Annotated in this window: 15 protein-coding genes; 4 read left to right on the top strand and 11 right to left on the bottom strand. The window is 38.2% G+C overall.

Going from position 1 to position 21,960, the window contains the following annotated elements:
• Window positions 1–45 precede the first annotated feature (45 nt).
• Entirely contained in the window at window positions 46–1,020 is a 975-nt protein-coding gene (locus H626_RS0103570; protein WP_027108112.1) for a tocopherol cyclase family protein, read from the bottom strand.
• Between the two features lie 146 nt (window positions 1,021–1,166).
• Window positions 1,167–3,650, bottom strand: a complete 2,484-nt coding sequence (locus tag H626_RS0103575; RefSeq protein WP_027108113.1) for a CoA-disulfide reductase — start codon at window positions 3,648–3,650, stop codon at window positions 1,167–1,169.
• 243 nt (window positions 3,651–3,893) lie between these two features.
• Between H626_RS0103575 and H626_RS0103580 the strand changes: the two genes are divergently transcribed.
• Complete coding sequence (locus tag H626_RS0103580) at window positions 3,894–4,166, top strand: hypothetical protein (RefSeq protein ID WP_027108114.1); 273 nt, start codon at window positions 3,894–3,896, stop codon at window positions 4,164–4,166.
• Between the two features lie 64 nt (window positions 4,167–4,230).
• On the opposite strand, the gene H626_RS0103585 is transcribed toward H626_RS0103580, so the two are convergent.
• From H626_RS0103585 to mnmE, 3 genes are all read right to left on the bottom strand, one after another.
• A complete protein-coding gene (locus H626_RS0103585; RefSeq protein ID WP_027108115.1) occupies window positions 4,231–5,118 on the bottom strand; it encodes a helix-turn-helix domain-containing protein in 888 nt (295 codons plus the stop codon).
• A gap of 159 nt (window positions 5,119–5,277) precedes the next feature.
• Complete coding sequence (gene mnmG / locus H626_RS0103590; RefSeq protein WP_027108116.1) at window positions 5,278–7,179, bottom strand: tRNA uridine-5-carboxymethylaminomethyl(34) synthesis enzyme MnmG; 1,902 nt, start codon at window positions 7,177–7,179, stop codon at window positions 5,278–5,280.
• Window positions 7,180–7,205: 26 nt separating this feature from the next.
• Entirely contained in the window at window positions 7,206–8,594 is a 1,389-nt protein-coding gene (mnmE, locus tag H626_RS0103595) for a tRNA uridine-5-carboxymethylaminomethyl(34) synthesis GTPase MnmE (RefSeq protein WP_027108117.1), read from the bottom strand.
• Between the two features lie 345 nt (window positions 8,595–8,939).
• Between mnmE and treR the strand changes: the two genes are divergently transcribed.
• The gene (gene treR / locus H626_RS0103600) at window positions 8,940–9,662 is read left to right on the top strand and encodes a trehalose operon repressor (protein ID WP_027108118.1); all 723 of its coding nucleotides are present in this window, start codon (window positions 8,940–8,942) and stop codon (window positions 9,660–9,662) included.
• A gap of 119 nt (window positions 9,663–9,781) precedes the next feature.
• Here the strand turns inward: treR and H626_RS0103605 are convergent, their stop codons facing one another.
• A complete protein-coding gene (locus H626_RS0103605; RefSeq protein ID WP_027108119.1) occupies window positions 9,782–10,498 on the bottom strand; it encodes a GntR family transcriptional regulator in 717 nt (238 codons plus the stop codon).
• 208 nt (window positions 10,499–10,706) lie between these two features.
• On the opposite strand from H626_RS0103605, the gene H626_RS0103610 reads away from it, so the two are divergent.
• Window positions 10,707–11,759: an IS30 family transposase gene (locus H626_RS0103610; protein ID WP_027108120.1), complete on the top strand. Its 1,053-nt coding sequence runs from the start codon at window positions 10,707–10,709 to the stop codon at window positions 11,757–11,759.
• Window positions 11,760–11,921: 162 nt separating this feature from the next.
• Here the strand turns inward: H626_RS0103610 and celB are convergent, their stop codons facing one another.
• Together celB and H626_RS0103620 are read right to left on the bottom strand one after the other, a co-directional pair.
• The gene (gene celB / locus H626_RS0103615; RefSeq protein ID WP_027108121.1) at window positions 11,922–13,223 is read right to left on the bottom strand and encodes a PTS cellobiose transporter subunit IIC; all 1,302 of its coding nucleotides are present in this window, start codon (window positions 13,221–13,223) and stop codon (window positions 11,922–11,924) included.
• 66 nt (window positions 13,224–13,289) lie between these two features.
• Window positions 13,290–14,687 (bottom strand): glycoside hydrolase family 1 protein, encoded by a 1,398-nt coding sequence (locus tag H626_RS0103620; protein WP_027108122.1) that lies wholly within the window; start codon window positions 14,685–14,687, stop codon window positions 13,290–13,292.
• A 921-nt stretch (window positions 14,688–15,608) separates the two neighbouring features.
• Between H626_RS0103620 and H626_RS0103625 the strand changes: the two genes are divergently transcribed.
• Window positions 15,609–16,580 (top strand): hypothetical protein, encoded by a 972-nt coding sequence (locus H626_RS0103625; RefSeq protein ID WP_027108123.1) that lies wholly within the window; start codon window positions 15,609–15,611, stop codon window positions 16,578–16,580.
• 594 nt (window positions 16,581–17,174) lie between these two features.
• On the opposite strand, the gene treC is transcribed toward H626_RS0103625, so the two are convergent.
• The 3 genes from treC to H626_RS0103640 all read right to left on the bottom strand — a co-directional run bounded on the left by treC (window position 17,175) and on the right by H626_RS0103640 (window position 21,762).
• On the bottom strand, window positions 17,175–18,827 hold the full coding sequence (gene treC / locus H626_RS0103630; RefSeq protein WP_027108124.1) for an alpha,alpha-phosphotrehalase: 1,653 nt from the start codon (window positions 18,825–18,827) through the stop codon (window positions 17,175–17,177).
• Window positions 18,828–18,911: 84 nt separating this feature from the next.
• Window positions 18,912–20,366, bottom strand: a complete 1,455-nt coding sequence (treP, locus tag H626_RS0103635; protein ID WP_027108125.1) for a PTS system trehalose-specific EIIBC component — start codon at window positions 20,364–20,366, stop codon at window positions 18,912–18,914.
• A 124-nt stretch (window positions 20,367–20,490) separates the two neighbouring features.
• On the bottom strand, window positions 20,491–21,762 hold the full coding sequence (locus tag H626_RS0103640) for a bifunctional folylpolyglutamate synthase/dihydrofolate synthase (protein ID WP_245570072.1): 1,272 nt from the start codon (window positions 21,760–21,762) through the stop codon (window positions 20,491–20,493).
• Between the last annotated feature and the right edge of the window lie 198 nt (window positions 21,763–21,960).

Below are 21,960 nucleotides of genomic sequence, written 5' to 3' on the forward strand. Positions count from 1 at the left end.
AAAAGACCACGGAAGGATTTCTTCCGTGGCCTTTTCTTTTTTAACTTACGATTCTCTTTTGACAATTTCTATCCCTGCACTTGCAGATAAATCGTGTATGGCTGTCCCTTTTTCCTTATCCGTAAAGATGATCTCCACTACACCGGATAAGCCTTCTTTGATCACTTGATTCATTTCACCAATAACAGGGGCAATTAATTCACCCGCCTCTGTTTGACGAGCATAAATTTCTAAGCGTGCTCTGCTGTTTTCCAAAATATACGTAACCTCTTGTTCCGTGCCCGTTACTTTTTCTATTGAAGAGTCAGTGTACGTAGCAAATCGATATTCCTTCCCCTCATGACGGAAGTTACAGATAAACCCATAGAAAGACGTGAAGTGAAAAGGGATATGTGCTTCTGAAAAGAACAGGCTCATTGTCGGATCAGCAAAGTGATTACTTTGGATCCAGACATACTCCTTTGGAAAAGACGTGCCCCAATCTTTTTCAACATAACCTTTGCCCCCATCAAAAGAGATCGCTTCTTCAAATATCCGCATGTTCCCCTTTAGTGAATGATTCATGCTTAAGATCCCGTGGTAACACTCCATCTTCGGAAGATAGCTAAACGGACCCATAATAGTTGGTTGACTAGCGGTTGTTTCTATCGGTGTCCATTCGCCAAACTGGAGCTGTCCCTTTATATCGACTTGCTCATCTTTTAAATCGACCTGAATAAATTTTTGGGTAAATATATTCCCTCCTATTTGAACACCAAAAGGCGACTCTACAGCAACAAATTCTTCTACTGCATACCGTTTAAATCCCGTTTTCGTCTGTTTGTGGCCTTTTTCATCCGTATGCACAACAATATATTGCACAAAACTGTGCGGATCTTGCTTAGTTAGACTAATGCCAGGAATCAAGGATAAGGTGGTTTTTTGATCAGCGGTCACCTGTTTGTAATACCACCCTTCAAAATAATTCTTTTTCTTCCCTTTTCCCTGAAAGACAATGGGATTCTTCACTTTTTCAAACATATATTTCCCTCCTTTTCCTCACTCTCTTTTAGTATAGACAAAAATAAAGGATGAGCCTATTTTATCGCTCACTCAAACACAAAACACACCCCAAACAAGAGTCTATTGACTCTGTTTGGGGTGCGTTGCTTTTATCGTGTAGGTATTTAAATGAAGAGGTTCATGTTTGAATTAGTTGTGTCGCCGATATAAGCAGCAACCCCACCAAACTCTACTCCATCGATCAATTCTTCTTCTTGAATACCCATTAGGTCCATACTCATGGTACAAGCGACCATTTTGACGCCCATTTTTTGTGCTTGAGCAATCATTTGCGGTAAGGAATCTACATTGTGTTGTTTCATTACTTTTTGAATCATTTTTGTGCCCATTCCACCCATATTCATTTGTGAAATCGGTAATTCATTGACATTGCTTGGTAAGAACTTGTCGAACATTTTAGCAAAGCCTGTTTTTTTCAATTTAGGACCGTTTTCTTTCTTAAGAATATTGAGTCCCCAGAATGTAAAGAACATAGTTACTTCTTTACCATAAGCAGCCGCACCATTTGCAATGATGAAAGAAGCGATCGCTTTATCAAAATCGCCATCAAAGACGACCATTGTTGCGCCATCTTTTGCTTGAATCGGAGCAGGAGCTGTCTCTGCTGTGTTTCCAGGTGTGTTCTCAGCTGAAACACGGCCTTTAGCGAGATGAGCTTTCACAATTTTTCCATCTATTTCTGATGAAATCAAGGTGTTGTTCGTATTTTTTGTCCATGCTTCGATATCTTTCAAGAAACCAAAATCGCTTGCTTCAATATACATTTCTTGACCAGTTTCCATTGCATCGATGGTTTCTTTCACTTTCAAGATCGGGCCTGGACATTGTAGTCCGCAAGCGTCGACTGTAATGACATTTTGTTTGGCTTGTGTATTGATCTCGCTATTTGGCTGATGATTCAAATTCACTTCAGCTACCTCTTTTTCTGCTTCCTTGGGTTTAATTTCCACATAAGCAGTTTTATAGGTTTTATATCCGCCGTCTAGATTTTTTACATCGAAGCCGTTTTGCATTAATATACGAGCTGCGTTGTAACCGCGGTGCCCTACTTGACAGTAGACATATACCGTTTTATCTTTTGGCAATTCGTTCATGCGTTCACGGATTTGGTCTAGCGGAATATTTACCGATCCGGCAAGAGTCCCTGTAGCTTGTTCGAATTCTTCTCGAACGTCTAAGAATAATGCTCCGTCTGCAATGAGTTGATCCACTTCGTGCCATTGGAATGAGTGTACAGTTCCTTTTAAGAGGTTGCCAGCTGCATAACCCGCAATGTTCACTGGATCTTTTGCTGAAGAATAAGGCGGTGCATATGCTAATTCTAAGGTTGGTAAATCAAATATTGTTGCATGTAATTTCATTGCCGTTGCAATGACATCGACACGTTTTTCTACGCCGTCCATCCCGATTGCCTGAACACCATATATTTTTCCTTCTGGTGAGAAGAGTAATTTAATGTCCAATGGAGAAGCTCCTGGGTAGTATCCTGCATGAGAATTTGGATGGATATGAACAACTTCATAATCTAATCCTAATCGTTTCAATGTTTTTTCATTGTTACCTGATGAGGCAACAGTCAATTGGAAAACTTTCGCTACAGAAGTTCCTAATGTTCCTTCATAAGAGATGTCTTCTCCATTAAAATGGTCAGCTAGAATTCTGCCTTGACGGTTTGCAGGCCATGCTAGAGGAACCAATGTCGCTTGTCCATTGATGAAATCTTTGACTTCGATCACATCTCCGATTGCATAAATATCTTCTGCACTCGTTTGCAACTGTTTGTTTACTACGATCGATCCACGTAGTCCGATTTCTAATCCAGCTTGTTTGGCTAATTCACTTTCAGGTGTCACTCCGATAGACAAGATGGTCATATCTGATGCGACTGTTTTTCCACTGCAGAGACGAATTTCTTTGCCGTTTTTTTCAAAAGAATCGACACCATCATTCAATACTAAGTTGACGCCATACAATTCGATATGACTATGGATCAATTGCGCCATTTCAAAGTCGACTGGTGCCATGACCTGATCAGTCATTTCGATAACGGACACATCTAAACCGAGTTCATGTAAGTTTTCCATCATTTCTAATCCGATGAAACCTCCACCAATGACAGCTACTTTTTTCACTTGATTATTTTCTACATATTCTTTGATAGCATCCATATCCGGTATATTTCTTAATGTGAAAATATTATTCGCTTCATTTACTCCTTTAATGGGAGGAGCAATCGGACGTGCACCGGTAGATAATACTAATTTGTCAAATGTTTCTTTATAAGTATTGCCTGTTTGATGATTTTTGATCATGACACTTTTTTCATCTTTATCTATACTGATTACTTCATTGAAATTGCGAACGTCCAGATTGAATTTTTTAGACATCCCATCAACTGTTTCTAAAAGAAGTGAGTCTCTCTCTTTGATGGTTCCACCAATGTGATAAGGCAGACCACAGTTTGCAAAGGAAATATATTCCCCTTTTTCTAATAAGATGATTTCGTCTTGTTCATTTAAACGTCTTAAACGAGCTGCGGCAGTGGCTCCACCAGCAACCCCTCCAACAATAATAATTTTACGTGACATACTGATCCTCTTTTCCTTTTTTAAAAAGTTTGTGAAATATTTACTTTACCATTATACCTATACGGGTAAGAGTATGTCAATAGTTTTTCTTTATGTAAGTGATTCCACTCACAACTCTTTGAAGCCAATGGACTTCTGGCTTTTTCAGAAAACTGGATAGTTATTATATGCACCTTTTAGCCATTTCAGAATGATCCTTGCTATAATAAGGTATAAGTAAAAATTTAGTTAAGAAGGTGACAAATGGAAGCGACTATGTATTTGACGGAGCTGGAAATACAGTTCAAGTATATTTTAATTGGGAATAAAGCCACTATCGAATTGGCAGTTGATCACACTGACGTATTAGTCAATGCAGATGGAGATTTGGATTGTCCACTAGACACTGTCCTACGAAAAAATGATTATTCTCTTACTCATCTAAACGAGTGGCAAGCCAAAGTCATACGCTTTGTAAAAGTTTTCCGCAATCAAGAAGAAATCATCCACGAAATTGTTTTAAATCAGAATCTGTAAACTAAAAAAACAAGCTCCTTCATGGCAGACTGTCTGTCTACATGAAGGAGCTTTCTTCGCTTATTTAACTAGAATAGTACTCATTCCAATAACTTTTGGGGTTCTGTTCAGCTTCTTGCCAGATAGTCGTTTGATCGATCAGTTGAAATAAATTTTTAGCCTCTTCTTTTTTTTGCGCAGCTTCTTTTTTATTTTGCAATTCTTCTAAACAAACGGCTTCTTTGATAAGCGCGATACCTAAAAGTAGCGATGGTGTTTTCTCTTTTGCACTTTCTGTCAATTCACTAAAACAGTTGAGTGCCTTGGTGTATTCTTTTTCATTTAACAAGCACGTGCCGATTTGGAACAAAAAAATTTTTTTTAGTGTAGCTGCTTCATCAAAATCAGCATATTGAGTGAGTTTTTTCAGTACTTGCGCTGTTAATGACTGCGCCGTTTCGACAGGAAAAACATACAGTATCCCTGCAAGTAAATACATTTCAGATAGATACCATTCTTCAATATTTTCTAATCTGTCCCAAACTTTTTGGGCAAACTCTTTTGCTGACTCTGTTTTGTTCGTGGTCAATAGCACTTCATAGCCACGACAAATATTAACAACATCTAAAATCAATTGATCGTATCGCTTTTTCAAGAACTCTTCTCCACGTTGAATGATATCTTTTACCATTAAAAGAGTGGGTGCGATCACCACTTGCTTATAATCTTTAAATAGTGCCTCTTTTTCATTCCATTTGTATCCATTTAAAATATACAGAAACTCTTCATGACTCATGTCCATATGATCCAATATTCTTAAGTACTTTAAGACATTGGGATTGATCTCATCTAGTTCAAATTTCGTATACGTAGAACGCGACATGCTATGATCAGAGATTTGTTTTTGTGTATAAGCTTTATCTTCGCGGATTTTTCTAAAAGTTGATCCCATAACAGATTCTGTTTCAGGCATTTTCATCCTCCTCCATGCCTTCTTCCCATTATATTTAAACGGAAGTAGTCTCAAATAGTATAGCACATGTCGGTATCTATTTTTTATTTACGTTTCCAAAACTACCCACAAAAAAGTGGAGTTTTTCCTATTCAGGATAAACTCCACTTTGCACTATTATTATTCTACTTCAATGGCCACTTTTTGAATTCTACCTTGTTCTACATATACCATCAATATAGCAATATCCGATGGGTTTACGCCACTGATACGACTAGCCTGCGCAATCGTTTCGGGTTGGATACGCGTCAACTTTTCAATAGCTTCCGTTGCTATTCCATTGATGGCTGAATAATCGATATTCTCTGGAATCCGTTTGTTTTCCATCCGTTTCACTTTATCAGCTTTCCGGATCGCTTTATTGATATACCCTTCGTACTTGATCGTGATTTCTACTTGTTCTTTCACTTCTTTAGATAACTCTTTTCTTTCGACAAATTCCATGACATCATCATATTTCACTTGGGGCCTCTTCAAAAAGTCATAAGCTACTATTCCATCTTTTAAAGGGGGTAGATTCTTGCTTTCTAAAAATGATTGAATCTCTTCAGTTGGCTTCAATCGAATGTTTTTCAATCTTTCTAGCTCAATTGCTGTCTGTTCTTTTTTATCTAGGAAAAATTCAAAGCGTTCCTGTGATAGCAAGCCTAAATCATGACCCATTTGTGATAAACGGTAATCCGCATTGTCATGACGCAATAACAACCGATATTCTGCACGTGAAGTCAATAGACGATACGGCTCATTCGTTCCTTTCGTGACCAGATCATCGATCATGACACCAATATAACTATCACTGCGTTTCATAATAAAGGGTTCTTTTCCTTGTACGGATAGGGCAGCATTCATTCCGGCGATCAGACCTTGTCCGCCTGCTTCTTCATATCCAGAAGTCCCATTCATTTGACCAGCAGTAAATAATCCTTTAACCAATTTTGTTTCTAAAGACGTCCTCAACTGATAAGGCTTGACTACATCGTATTCGATCGCATAGCCGGTTCGCATCATTTGAGCATCTTCCAATCCAGGAACTGAACGCAGCACAGCTAACTGGACATCTTCCGGTAAAGAAGAAGATAAACCTTGAACGTAAATTTCATCCGTATCTCGCCCTTCAGGTTCTAAGAACAACTGATGACGTGGTTTATCGCTGAACCGGACAACTTTATCTTCGATCGACGGACAATAGCGTGCACCTACTCCCTCTACGATCCCTGTGAACATCGGAGCCCGATGTAAGTTTTCGCGAATGATTTCATGCGAATTCGTGCTCGTATAGGTCAAAAAACAGGAAATCTGATCTTTTAAATAGACACTATCCGGTGTTTCGAAACTAAAGTGATGAGGCTCCTCATCCCCCGGTTGTTCTTCAGTAACAGCATAATTTATAGAATTTTTGTTAATGCGGGGCGGTGTGCCGGTTTTAAACCGATCCAGCTCAAAGCCTAATTCGAGAAGGTTTTCAGATAACTTGATCGACGGTTGTGAATTATTCGGACCCGAAGAATATTTTAGCTCTCCGATAATGATTTGTCCGCGCGAAGACGTTCCAGCTGTGAGTACAACCGCTTGGGACCGATAAATCGCGCCTGAATTCGTAATGACACCTTCTATTTTTCCATCTTCTACGATCAATTCATCGACGATCGCTTGCTTTAAATCAAGGTTCGGTGTTTGTTCGATGGACTTTTTCATTTCCTGCGAGTACATATTTTTGTCTGCCTGGGCACGTAATGCCCGCACAGCTGGACCTTTGGCCGTATTCAACATCCGCATCTGGATGTACGTTTTGTCGATATTGCGGCCCATTTCGCCACCTAAAGCATCGATCTCTCTTACAACGATTCCTTTAGCTGGTCCTCCAATAGAAGGATTACATGGCATAAAGGCGATCATATCCAAATTGATCGTGACCAATAAGGTTTTGCTTCCCATACGCGCAGCGGCTAAGGCAGCTTCTGATCCTGCATGCCCAGCTCCAACAACAATGACATCATAATTTCCTGCTTCATATTGTTGCATAGTCTATCTCCTTTTCTTTATCGCTCTTATTTTCCTAAACAGAATTGACTGAAGAGTTGCGTGATCAGTTCATCCTGGACGCTGTCCCCCGTGATTTCACCGAGATAGTCCCAAGCTCGAGTCATATCGATTTGAACTAAATCGACTGGCATGCCACTTTCGATGCCGTCAATGACTTCTTCCAAAGCTGTTTCGGCGTCTTGTAATAGGGCAATATGCCGAATATTGGAAACATACGTCGCGTCTTTTTCACCTGTTTGACCGGAGAAAAATAAATCGGCGAGTTTGTTTTCGAGTTCGTCTAACCCTGCCTGGGTAACGATAGACGTTTGGATGATACTTTCTTTGTCTACTAAACCTTCAAGCTCCGGTATGTCTACTTGTGTTTCTAAATCCATCTTATTTAATATAATGATGCGGTTGTGGTCTTCAGTGACTTTGATCAATTTTCTATCTTCCTCAGTGAGCGGCTCACTTTGATTGAACACCAGAAGGATCAGATCGGCATCGGCCAATGCCTTGCGGCTTCTTTCGACACCAATTTTCTCAACGATATCTTCCGTATCCCGAATTCCAGCTGTATCGATCAACCGTAGCGGGACACCTTTCACGCTGACATAATCTTCGATGACATCGCGTGTCGTCCCTGCAACTTCTGTCACGATCGCTTTTTCTTCTTTTAATAAGACATTCAGCAAACTGGATTTCCCTACATTCGGTCGCCCAATGATCGCCGTAGCCAAGCCTTCTCTTAATATTTTTCCTTGACTAGCTGTGTCCAATAGTTGGCGAACTTGTTCTTTCACTTCTTTAGCTTTTTCAACTAAGATCTTGCTCGTCATCTCTTCGACGTCATCGTATTCAGGGTAATCGATATTCACTTCCACTTGAGCGAGGGTGAGTAATATTTCTTGGCGAAGATTCTTGATCAAGTTGGATAGATTCCCGTCGAGTTGTGTGACAGCCATGTGCATCGCTTTATCCGTTTTAGCACGAATGACATCCATAACGGCTTCAGCCTGAGACAAATCGATCCGTCCATTCAAAAAAGCTCGTTTTGTAAATTCACCCGGCTCTGCTAAGCGGCCCCCAAACTGCAATACTGTTTGCAGTACTTTGTTGGTTGCCATTACGCCCCCATGGGTGTTGATCTCAACAATATCTTCTCGCGTGTAAGTTTTGGGTGCTCTCATTACTGTTACCATGACTTCATCGATCTTTGTATTTGTTTTGGGATTCACAATATTTCCATAATGAATGGTATGCGACACTTGTTCGCTTATTTTTTTGTTTCCGAGTTGATACACTTTATCCGCAATCTCTAAGGCTTCATCGCCACTGATCCGAACGATCCCAATTCCGCCTTCTCCAGGAGGGGTAGAAATCGCCGCAATCGTATCAAATTCAATTGACATATAGGTTCCTCCTTCATTTTATCCACAAAAAAAAGCGCCTGGTCCACCCTTTGAACAAACAGATAGCCTGTTTTCCGTTCATTGGGCAGAAAAGCACTTTCACTACTTTACTACAGTAAATTATATCTTTATTCTATCTTATCTTGGGAAACTTCATTCACTGAAAATCATATAGCGAAACGAGCTGGATGTCAACTCTTTTACTTATTTATTGTCAGAAAATTTGAACGATTTTTGACAACCCTTCCTCTATTCGATAGACTTCTTTGATTACTATGGTAAACTATTGAAAGAATCGATACAATAAAAGTGTAGTAAGATAATTGAAAGAAAGAGGATCAAGAAATGAGTAAATTCAATGAAATATTCTATGATATCGAATCGGCTATTTTGAATCAGGAATACCTTCCTGGTGATCTTCTACCGAGTGAAAATGCATTAGCGAAATACTACAACGTTTCACGTGAAACAATTCGAAAAGCCCTCACGCTTTTATTAGAGAATGGGTTTATTCAAAAGAAACAAGGCAAAGGTTCTATTGTATTGGATACCAAACGGTACAATTTCCCCATTGCTGGCCTGACAAGTTACAAAGAATTGCAACAATCTCAACACATGTCTAGTGAAACGGAAGTATTGACGAATGAACGGTGCACGATCCCCGAAAAAATCGCTTCTATTTTAACTATTCCACCCGACACGCCCGTCCATTACATCATGCGCTTAAGAAAAGTAGATGGAGAAGGCGTTATCTTGGATAAAGACTATTTGCTAACTTCCGTCATTCCCGAGATGCCTACAGCAGAAGCAGAAAATTCATTGTACGATTATATTGAAAATACAATGAAATTAAAAATCGGCTATGCACGCAAAGAGTTTACTGTTGAGTCCGCCACAAAAGAAGACAGAGAGTTTCTCGCTTTACATGGTGATACACATGTGGTCGTCACCAGAAGCGATGTCCATTTAGAAGATACGACTTTATTCCAGTATACTGAATCGCGTCACCGCCTCGACAAATTTAAATTTGTCGATTTCGCCCGTCGTAGAGGACCTGTGCAGTATTAAGAAGTTTAAAAAGACCAGAGAAACTTTCTTCTCTGGTCTTTTTTAGATTCTCTACATTCTCTTACACACTGAAACAAGAGAATGACACTCTACAAATCAGATGGTTAACTATTCGTTTATTAATTGTCTTTTTTTATATCGATCACGTTGTAACTACGCGTATCAAAGCGATTACGGCTCTTCGAATACTCCATCGGCCTTCCATCTTTCAAATAGACCACTTGTTCAACCTCTAGTACAGGATCACCTTCCCGGCAGTTTAAATACAGAAGATCATATTCCTTTGGCTTGTCCGCATGGATCTGGCGAAAAGCTCCACCAAATTCTAGGCCTAACTCGCCTTTTATATATGCATATATAGAAGACTCTGCATGTTTCCGAGACAACCCTGGGACTAATTTTGCAGGCATATATGTTTCTTCCAGTATGAGTAAATCGTCGTCTACACTTCTTTGACGCACAATCTTATAAACCGGTTCATTTTCTTCGATCATTAACTTCTTTTGGATCAAAGGCGTAGGGAACTCAACAGCAAATTCAATTGATTTGGACACTAGCTTGCGTCCTTTCATTTGAGTAGATAACCCGTCATATTCATCCACAGCCGAATCGCGCTCATTTCTCAGAGCCGTTTTAGTAACAAAGGTTCCTGCTCCTCTTTGACGGTATATGAGTCCTTCCATTGCTAAAATATCTAAAGCTTTTTTTATCGTCATCCGGCTCACACCAAACGCTCTTGCTAAAGAATTTTGATCAGGGATCATAGAATCTATCGGGTATTCTCCAGAGTAAATACGCTCCCGAACTTTATTTGATATTTCTTCATACTTAGCCATATGATTCCCTCTCTCTTCTTTTATGCATATTTCTTCTAGTTTATCGAAATTTGTCTAAAAATAATAGTCTTTTTTGCTTCATACACGTGTTTCTTTATGTAGGTGTGTTGTAAAATGAATTGCAACACTCAGTAATTTCTAAAAATACAAAAAGACATGAAGATTCGTTATACTTAAATCACCACAAAATAAGCAAAGGAGAATCTTCATGTCCACAGGTAATTATAACACAAATCAGACTCGATCATTTACTCATTTAGATTTTAAAGAAAGACAGCTGATAGAAAAATGGTTAAATGAAGATGTTAATAAAGCAGAGATAGGCAGACGCCTTGGGCGTAACCGTTCCACAATTCATAGAGAAATCAATCGAGGAAAAGTAGAACAAATCAAACAGATCAATGGCTATAATAAGAAAGTCACTGTGTACTATTCAGATTCCGGTCAATCTATTTATGAAAAACGACGAGCAAAGAGTGTCCGCAAAAAGATTGTTTCTTTCTCGAGCGCTTTCTTCTCTGCGCTGGAAGATGCCTTCACAAAAGGGTGGTTTAAAGGGAAACAGCGTCTCTACAACATAAAGACATTCATAGCCCTTTATAGAAAAAAGCATCCTGTAGAGAATATACCAACGTTTAAAACCGTCTATTCTTATATACGTCAAGGTCTTTTGTCTATCAAACCACATGACTTACCTGTCATGTATCGTCTGAAACCAAGAAAAAACCAACATAGTAACCCTAAGGGCAAAAACAAAAGAATCCTAGGTGCCAGTATCACCGATCGTCCAGAGGACGTATTATCAAGAGAAACATTTGGACACTGGGAAGCTGATCTGGTTAAAGGGAAGAAAACGAAAAATGAACCGGCAATCATTACCTTGGTGGAGAGAAAAACACGCTATGCCATTACTAAGAAAATCAGCGACTATAAAAGTCAAACGGTTAAAAATGCCTTTGAAGAGATTCTAGCAGATAACCCTAACCTATTTGCTTCAATAACTTTTGATAATGGTTCTGAATTCTCCTTAATGTCTGAACTCAATACAGACGTATATTTTTGTCATGCCTACGCATCCTGGGAACGGGGCTCAAACGAAAACTTCAATAAACTGTTGAGGGAATTCATCCCTAAAGGAAAATCCATCCATCTTTTTTCAGAAATGGATATCGATCAAGCCGCTCAGGCAATCAATAAAAGGATTAGAGAAGTGATAGGGCTACGTTCATCAGAAGAGTATTTTCAACAATGCAGTATTTAAAATTTTTCTTCCCCTAGGGGAAGAAGTAAAGAGATTTAAGTTCATCGAATCATGTAACAGAAAGTGTTGCATTTAACTTTACAACTCAAGGTTTCTTTATGTATATAGAAAAAGGATCTGAGAAGTATACTCAAATCCTTTTACTTTTTATATCATAATTTTTTATTCAGTTTCTGCAACCGTAGATGATACAGCAATATCATCACGTAAATTTGCTTTATCTAAAGCTTTCAAGAATGGGAACCAGATAATTCCAACTATCACTACATCGATCAATTGCAATACTCCACCCATCAGTGAGTTAGTTGCTAGCGCTCCATTAAAGAATAATGGCATGGTCCATGGCACAGCTACTCCTGTTGGAATCGGGAAAATTCCTGCAGACATCATAGCATAGTTGAAACTAGTAACCGCAATGGGTGCTAGTACCCACGGAATCAAAATTGTCGCATTTAAGACAATCGGCATACCAAACGTTACAGGTTCATTCACGTTAAATAGACCGGGAGCTAAAGCTAAACGACCAACATCTTTTAATTGACGACTCTTCATGACAAAGGCCATCATGATAACAACGATCAGTGTCATACCCGATCCACCCATACCAACTGTATAGATTTCTATAAATGGTTTGGTAACGATATGTGGCAATGTTTCTCCAGCTTCAAAAGCTTCGAGGTTATCAAGCATCAATGTATTCCAAATTGGATCCATAACAGAGTTTACGATAACTTGACCGTGCAACCCAAAGAACCAAAGAATTTGAACAAAGAAGATTGCAACTAATGTTGCAGGTAATCCACTACCCAAAGCTGTTAAAGGTTGTTGAACAGTTGTAAAAATCAAATCATGTAAATTTGTATTCATTACAGCATTCACAAAGGCATTCAATAAAGTAAAGGAACCCAATGTAATAATTGCAGGGATAACAGCTGAGAATGAACGAGCAACCGCACTTGGAACTTGTTCTGGCATTTTGATCGTTAAGCCGCTCTTCGTTAGACGAACATATATTTCAGCAGCAATAAACGAAGCAATCATGGCCACGAACATTCCTTGCGCACCTAACCGCGCTGTTGTCAGTACGCCCCCTATTTCTTCACCAGCTTCTGTAAACATGGTAAAAGGGGTCACGATAAGGAAAGAAGACAATGCTATAGCTCCACCAAATACAGGATCTTCTTTATATGATTGACTCAAATAATACCCTATACCAAAACTGACAAAAATTGCCATAATAGACATCGTTGCATTTTGACCATTTCCAAAGAGCGAACCCAACGTTCCCTTTAACTCGTCACTAAAGAATGGAAGGTTATTGATTACAACGATCAATGATCCAAACATTGTCAGTGGAAAAGCTAACATAAAGGCATCACGAATGACAAGCAAATAACGATTTTGACCTAATTTCCCGGCAACAGGAAGTAATTTTTCACTAATACTATCAATTAATTTATTCATGTATGTTTCTCCTTTTCTCTATCTCTCAATATGGAACAACTACAGTATTCTTACATTATTACAATTTTATTCTTCATCAAAACCATTTTCATCAGAAACTTCTTTGAACCAATGACCACTCTTCTTAATCGTGCGAGCACCTTCATTATCTAAATCTACAGAAATAAATCCATAGCGGTTCTTATAAGCATTCGTCCAAGACCAATTATCCATGCAAGTCCACATATGATATCCTTTTACGTCGCTACCTTCTTGAATTGCTTGATGAACATATTTTAGATGGTCTTTCACAAATTCGATTCGATAATCATCTTCGATTACACCATCTTTGTTAATGAACCGTTCTTCGCCTTCAACACCCATTCCGTTTTCAGAAATGTAACAAGGGATATTCCCGTAATCTTCTTTTAAATTTATGAGTAAATCATAGATTCCTTTTTCATAAATTTCCCATCCACGATAAGGATTCATTTTACGTCCAGGCATTTCAAAATTATCAAAATAATCATCTGGCATTGGCCCTGTAGCTGCTTTCACCTTGGATTCTTTGGCTTTGATTCTGCGTGGCTGGTAATAATTTACTCCTAAAAGGTCCACTGTATTTTCTTTTATAATAGCTAAATCACCATCTTTTACTTCAGGTAAATGGTTGATATTTTTTAATAAATCAATTAAATCAGCAGGAAATTCTCCTTTGACAGCAGGATCTAAGAATGAACGATTGAAGAATGCATCCGCAATTTCAGCTGCTTTGACATCCTCTGGATTATTTTCGTCACGAGGATAACTTGGCGTTAAATTAACGATAATTCCGATTTCTCCATCTAGGTTCATTCTCTTATAAGCGGCAATAGCTTTTGCACTGGCCAGTGCTTCATGATAAGCAACTTGAACCGCTTTTTTCATATTCACTTCTTCAGGGTAGTGGAATTGATATAAATATCCACCTTCTACCGGTACGATCGGTTCATTGTGTGTAAACCATTTATTTACACGATCTCCAAATAATTCAAAACATGTCTTTGCATATATTTCATAGGCATCTACTGTTTCTCTATTATTCCATCCACCTTTTTCCTGAAGAGCCATTGGCATATCAAAATGATATAAATTTATAAACGGTTCGATACCGTTTTCAATTAATTCGTTAATATACTCATTATAAAAAGCAACTGCCTCTTGATTGACCTCTCCCACCCCATTTGGAATCAGACGACTCCACTGGATAGATGTTCTAAATGAATTGTGTCCGGTTTCTTTCATTAGTGCTATATCTTCTTTGTAGCGTTTATAAACATATGAAGCGTTATCCGGTCCTATTTGATTAAAGAATCGTTCGGGTTCTTGATCGTACCAATGATCCCATAAGCTTTGACCTTTTTTATCGCCTTCAAAAGTACCTTCTGTCTGTGGTCCACTAGCGGCTGACCCCCACCAAAAGTCTTTTGGAAAAGTATACTTCATAGTAGCCTCCTTTAATTTAAATGTATAGTCTTTTAACATAAAAGAGTATACAACGAATTGGAATCGCTCGCAAGTCTTTTTTTTGAAATTTTTCTGCCGGTTGATCTGCTTTTTAGAATTCTTATGAAACCCCCATTAACTGCCAGAGTCACTCTTCGCTCGCGTTCAATGGTTTGCGCAACACTCGCTTGCCTTTTTACGCCCAGTAAAATCAGTTACGCTTCAGGAATGAAAAGAAGTGAACGCACCTACAGTCAATTAGCACCTAACCTTAATGGTCTGAAAAAAATGAGTACAGAGGGATAGAAAGTGATGTAATTTAAGTAGAATCAAAAAAAGAATCCCTTGTGTAAAAGATTCCGGATACATGATTCTATTAATTTTACGATTTTAGTTTTTTGAATTCTTTGATATAGGTAAGCCATGGTATTCTTTCGTTCATCGTAGATTCTCTTTTTTACTTTTGGCTCGAATTTTACAAAATCCTCATTTTATTACCCAACTAATTGTAAGCTACCCATTATCTCAAACTGAAAATTTATACATATATATATGAGAAATGAATAATAAAATTACCGAGATTATATTAAGATTTTGTCACTCTTGCCGATAATACTTATATGTAAAAGATTAACAACATATTTAAATAGTTTAGATTAAAAAAACTCAATAAATAAAATTGCAGAACCAATTAATAATACTGCTAATCACACAAATTGACTTGTGTGAAGTATATCAATAAAAACTTCTAGAGTTAGTGAACAAGAAAAGGGGTTTGCATTTGTATCAGATGAAGTAAATGCTGTTGATAAAAATGTGTTGCTTTTAAATATACGAAGTAACAAATATATATATAGTTGTATCGGAATAAATTAAAATAGGTAACATTATATTAATTTTACTAACTAAGGAGGAATATAATTGAATAATCAGGTTCCTGAAAAAATTACACCAAAGAGAGCCCAGATGAATACCATTAGAAAGTATGAACTGTTGCCAGAGAAGAAGTATAGACTAAAATTGTTTTTTTTGTTAATTATAGACGCATTAATAATATTTACTTACAGGAATTTAAAGCTAGAAGGTTCAGCCAGCGTACCTATTGATATAAATATTAGTGAGATAAGTAATATTATTATAGCTGTAGTTATCTATACTATGCTTTTTATAGGATTTTTTATTGCGTATTGCATTGTAAGGAATATATCTAAGATATTAAAAGGTGTCCTCGGTGGTGTAAAGTTTATAATTAATATGTTAAATCCATTTTATTCTGGAGGTAGAACTTATAAAAGTAAAAATGGGAAAAATTATAAAAAATATCTGCAGGAAGAAACGGAACGGGAAAAAAAACAAGGGAAATCTGAACCATTCTTATATTTTAGGGAAACCTTTATAGGTAAGAATTTTAGAGGATATCTACTTCTACTGCATGTGTTGTTCTATCTTGAATTTTTAACGACGGCAACATCTGCGGACATTTTTCGCTCGTTTAATATATATAGCATACAATTTATAGTAACTTTCATACTGTATGTTTTATTATCAAAAGAACCTGTTAGAACTAAAAAGATATCCGAAATGCATTTGAAAAAGGCTTTTAAGTATTACTGTGGTCCCAATGAAGAACCTTTAAGTGACTCAGAAAAAGAGACATTTGATGAAAACTTTAAAGTAAGTATTAATAGACGGTCTTCCCATAAAAAAGGGTATTTTAAAAGCGGAATTTATCATAACCAAGAGTTCCACTATACAGTGCACGTACATGTATTAGATTTAAAATTAGGATTTCGTTACCTTCTTATTTATACAAGTAACAGCAATTACGAATACTGGGATATGTCTAAAGGTATAGAAATACTTACTCAAAAAGGCGTATATACGTATGATTAGGGAAGAAAAAAGCGTGAACTTTAGACGATATATTATTTAAAAATAATCTAATTAAACATTAGAACTATATGTCGTTAAGTATAAATTTTTAATAGAATCAATTTTGTCAAAATCTAACATATGACAAACTTGTTAAAACAATTATAGAAATTGATACGATTAAGCAGAGTAAGTTTCACACTTTGTCTTTTTTGTTTTGATTTTTTATATTTCCATAATATTTAAAATAAAGTGGCCACCAAACAAATTATCAGGTCAACATTTAATCAATTATAATACTTCAGTACTTAAATCTCATTCTTCCATCTGTTCACTACAAAAATCAGCATAATACAGACCACTATAAGTAGGTTAAATTATCTTCTAATAAATGTCGCCTTTCCCGCTCTTTACCGACATTCATTTGCTTGGATTTATTGTAATGTCCACATTCAATCGGTTGCGGACACTTACTTCTGATTCTATTGTTAAGTGTTCACATTTACATCATTTCTGGACACTTGGATGAGATACTTATTCTCACTATCGCTATCATAGCTTTTCGCCATGCAAAGAAGGCTCAGCGGATAGCTGAGCCTTTCATTCTAGTTTAGTTTATTTTTTCTTCACGAACGCAATCGTTTCATATGGTTGCAATTCCAATGATTTTTCGAGATTTCTTTCTGGATGATTTCCTATCAAGTGAGAAGCTCCTTGCAACCATTCTTCTGGAACTTCAAACAACGCAATTTTTCCATAAAAGTTATTCACCACCAGCACTTCGTGTCTCTCATCTTCACGCAGATAAGCGTAAATACTCGCATGATCTAATTGAATGGCGCGATACGTCCCTCTGGAAATTACGGCGTATTCTTTACGGAGCTGAATCAACTGCTTATAGTAGTCTCGGATCTCGTTGGAAAGTTTGCCGCTTTTCACGTTGATCGTCCGGTAATTCTCCGGAACTTTCAACCAGGGTTCACCAGTTGTAAATCCTGCATGTTCACTCTCGGCCCATTGCATAGGTGTCCGACTATTGTCACGTGATTTTTCCCGGATCACTTCCAATATTTCTTTTTCATCCCACCCATTTTCTTTCAATTCCCTATAGGCATTTTTTGTTTCAATATCCACATAGTCGCTAATGTTTTCATAATTCGGATTGGTCATGCCGATTTCTTCTCCTTGATAAATATACGGCGTTCCCCTTAACAAATGGATCGTTTGAGCCAGCATAGTAGCCGTTTCAAAAGGATAATTCTTTGGATCGCCAAAGCGACTGTTCGACCGTGGTTGGTCGTGATTGTTCCAGAAGAGTGCGTTCCATCCATTCCCGTCTGACATTCCTGCTTGCCATTCATCTAATATCTTTTTCAATTCCTGGAAATCAAACGGCATAATCGTCCATTTCTCCCCATCTTTATAGTCGACTTTTAAGTGATGAAAACTGAAGATCATGGATAATTCATTTTGCTCCGGATTAGAATACTTGATCCCGTTTTCAACTGTAGTCGAACTCATCTCCCCTACAGTAATGATGTCATCGTACTGCCCGTATGTTTTTTCATTTAATTCTCTGATAAACTCATGTGCAATAGGGCGATCTGTATACAAATACTTCCCGACACCATCCGTGGCATCGATCAACTCTTCATCTTTCCCGATCAAATTGATCACATCGAAACGGAATCCTTTTACGCCTTTTTCCAGCCAGAACTTTACGACTTTGACCATTTCTTCTCTCACTTCAGGATTGCGCCAGTTCAAGTCTGCTTGAGTTTCATCAAATAAATGCAAATAATACTTGCCCGTATCTGCAAAAGGAGCCCACGCAGGCCCGCCAAATTTTGAGACCCAGTTAGTTGGATAGCTTCCATCTTCTTTCGGTTCTCTTAAAATGTAATAATCCTGATACTTTTTCTCACCTGCTAACGCCTTCTGGAACCATTCATGAGCCGTAGACGTATGATTCAATACCATATCCAACATCAAATCCATGCCCCGTTTTTTCGCTTCTGCTAGTAGGTCATCAAAGTCTTCCATCGTTCCAAACATCGGATCGACCGAACAATAATCTGCCACATCGTATCCATTGTCATTTTGCGGAGACTGATAAAAAGGATTCAGCCAAATCATGTCGACCCCTAAATCAGCTAAATAAGGCAACTTTTCACGCACCCCGTTTAGATCCCCCATCCCATTTCCAGTTGTATCCTTGAAAGATTTCGGATAAGCCTGATAAATAACTTTATCGTGAAATTTTTCCACCTTCTACACCCTTTCTTTTATTGAATAAAGAAAGACCGAGACCTGTAAAGTGTCTCAGCCTCTCACAATGGTTGACGGAACTGATTAGCTTCCCAATTTTGGAATAGGAAGGTTATCATTTTTATATTCAGTTAAAATTCCGCGTTTTTCAAATACTACTGTTAGTGTAAATGGTACAACAATAGCCACTAACATTGCAATGGAGAACATCAACCAACTTCCGTCTTGAATAGACAAAATTCCGGGCAACCCTCCGACGCCAATCGAGTTGGCTGTGATGTTAAATGTTGTGGAAATCAATCCTGCAATAGCCGACCCAGTCATTGCTGCTACGAATGGGTAAACATATTTGATGTTGATCCCAAACATTGCAGGTTCCGTAACGCCCAAGTAACAAGAAATGGCTGCAGGGATAGAAATTTGTTCTTCTTTTTTATTCCCGCGGTGGAGATAAATGATTGCGAGTACGGCAGAACCTTGAGCGATATTAGATAAAGCAATCATTGGCCACAAGTTTGTTCCACCAAAGTCAGCGATCAATTGTAAGTCGATTGCGTTTGACATGTGGTGCAGACCAGTAATAACCAGAGGTGCATACAAGCCACCAAAAATGAATCCGAACAACCAACTAAATGATCCAGTTAATCCAGCATAAACGACAGTGGAGATCCATGAACCGATTATCCAGCCAATCGGACCTAAAATCAGGTGGGCAGCTAGAACAGCCGGTACCAAAGCGAATAATGGAACAAAAATCATTGAAATCGCTTCAGGGATCACTTTTCTCAGCCAGATTTCTAAGTAAACAAGTAAGAAACCAGCTAACATTGCAGGAATGACCTGTGCTTGGTAACCAATCATTTGTAATTGTGCAAAACCAAAGTCCCACACTGGAATATCAGCAGCAGCAGTACCTGGAGCAGCGTACGCATTTAATAGTTGTGGAGAAACCAATGTGATCCCTAATACTATCCCAAGGATCTGAGTGGTCCCCATTTTCTTTGTAATACTCCAAACAATTCCTACAGGCAAGAAATGGAAAATAGCTTCACCGGGTAACCATAAAAATGCATTTACACCTGACCAGAATTGTGATGATTCAACGATCGTTCCACCTAAAGAGTCAAATTGGACCGCTTCTAAAACGTTCCGGAACCCTAAAATCAGCCCCCCAACAACAATGGCTGGGATCAATGGTGTGAAAATTTCAGCTAAGGTGGCCATGAGACGCTGGATCCAGTTCATGTTTTTTTTCCCAGCGGATTTCACATCGTCTTTTGAACCCCCTTCAATTCCAGAAAGTGCAGTAAATTCATTAAAGAACTCAGCAACTTTGTTCCCTACTATGACTTGAAATTGACCCGCTTGTGTAAATGTTCCTTTAACAGACGGAATATCTTCTATCGCATCCTTATCTGCTTTACTTGGATCATTCAGCACAAAACGCATGCGTGTAGCACAGTGAGTGACAGCAGAAACGTTTTCTTTTCCGCCAACGGCTTTTAACAGAGCCTGAGCATCTTGCTTAAAATCAGCCATACTTTTTCCTCCTTTTTTAACTTGTATATACAAGTTATGTACAAGTTAACTGTACACCTTCTTAAAAAAAATGCAAGCGTTTTATACTCAGGTATTTCCATCTCTTTGTTTCCACTATTTTCACTTATTTCAAAAATTCGCTCCGCATATCGCCCACTAAATAAAGAGAGCCGAATACCATACACACTTCATCTTTTGGGATCTGTGTACGGATGTATTGTGCTCCTTCTGCCGGTGTTTTGAAAAAGCGGCTCTTTATTCCCTCTTTTTCTACCAACCGTTCCACCGCCTCAGCATCAAAAGCTCGCTCTGATTTCGGCGCCAAAAAGAGCAAACTTTTTGCTTTTCCTTCCATCAATGCAATCATTTTTTCATATTCCTTGTCTTCCATTGTCCCAATAAGAAAATGAAGCACCTGATCAGGAAAGAGCACATCTGCATTTTCTCTCAACATTTCAACACCTTGTAAGTTATGTGCCCCATCCAATAAAACCAGCGGCTCCTCACAAACTTTCTCTAACCGTCCCGGCCAAAAAGCAGTAGCCAATCCCTCCCGGATAGAATCGATCGTCACCGGCCACCCTTTATCTTGCAATACCCACATAGCTTCGAGAGCCGTCACCGCATTATATACCTGATGTATTCCTAGCATCTGTATAGCCCATTCGTCCGTTCCTTTATACGTAAATCGCTGCCCGTCTATAGAAGAAGAAAGAATGGTCAATTGAGCGGGATCGACAGGGATCCATTTTGTCTCTTTCTCCCATGCTATTTCTTCAACAATGGTTTGAATACTTTTTGAAAAAGGATAGGTGACGATTGTGCCTGACTTTTTGATGATACCTGCCTTCTCCTTGGCGATTTCTTCAATAGTGTTGCCTAAAACCTTCATATGATCCATACCAATAGAGGTGATCACAGAAACTTCTGATTGAGTGATCACATTTGTAGCATCCAATCTTCCCCCGACACCCGTTTCTAAAATAACGATGTCTACTTCCTTTTCTTTGAAATATAAGAAGGCTACAGCGGTTAAAATCTCAAAAGCATACAACTTTTCTCCCAACTCTTCTTCGACTTGGCCTACATATGGTTCAACCAATTGCGTAGTTTGAATAAATTCTTCATCTGTGATCTCAGCACCATTGATCTGTAACCGTTCGTTGATTCTTTGCAGATGAGGAGAAGTAAATAAACCTGTGTTCAATCCACTTTTCTTCAAGATAGAGTCTACAAAGGCTGCAGTCGATCCCTTCCCATTTGTTCCAGCTAAATGAATAAATTTGAGCTCTTTTTGAGGATCTCCTATTTTCTCCATCAATAGTCTCATCCGATTTAGATTTTCTTTTCGTCCGTTTCCCCTATTCGTGTTGATCAATGAAATAACTTCCTGCATATCCAACTAAAACACTCCTTCAAATTTGATCGTATCTCCACTATACCGTATATTATTTTTAATTTTCCTATAAAAGCTTTTTCCTTTTGAAATATAATTTCTGAGTGTTTTTGTTGAATTTTATAAAAGTCTATTCTATACTTATACTATCAAAGGTGGAAGCGTTACCAATAGTCGCTGGGTTCTTTTCCTCTATAC

It is taken from the genome of Lacticigenium naphthae DSM 19658 (genome assembly GCF_000425865.1).
Lineage (GTDB): Bacteria > Bacillota > Bacilli > Lactobacillales > Carnobacteriaceae_A > Lacticigenium > Lacticigenium naphthae.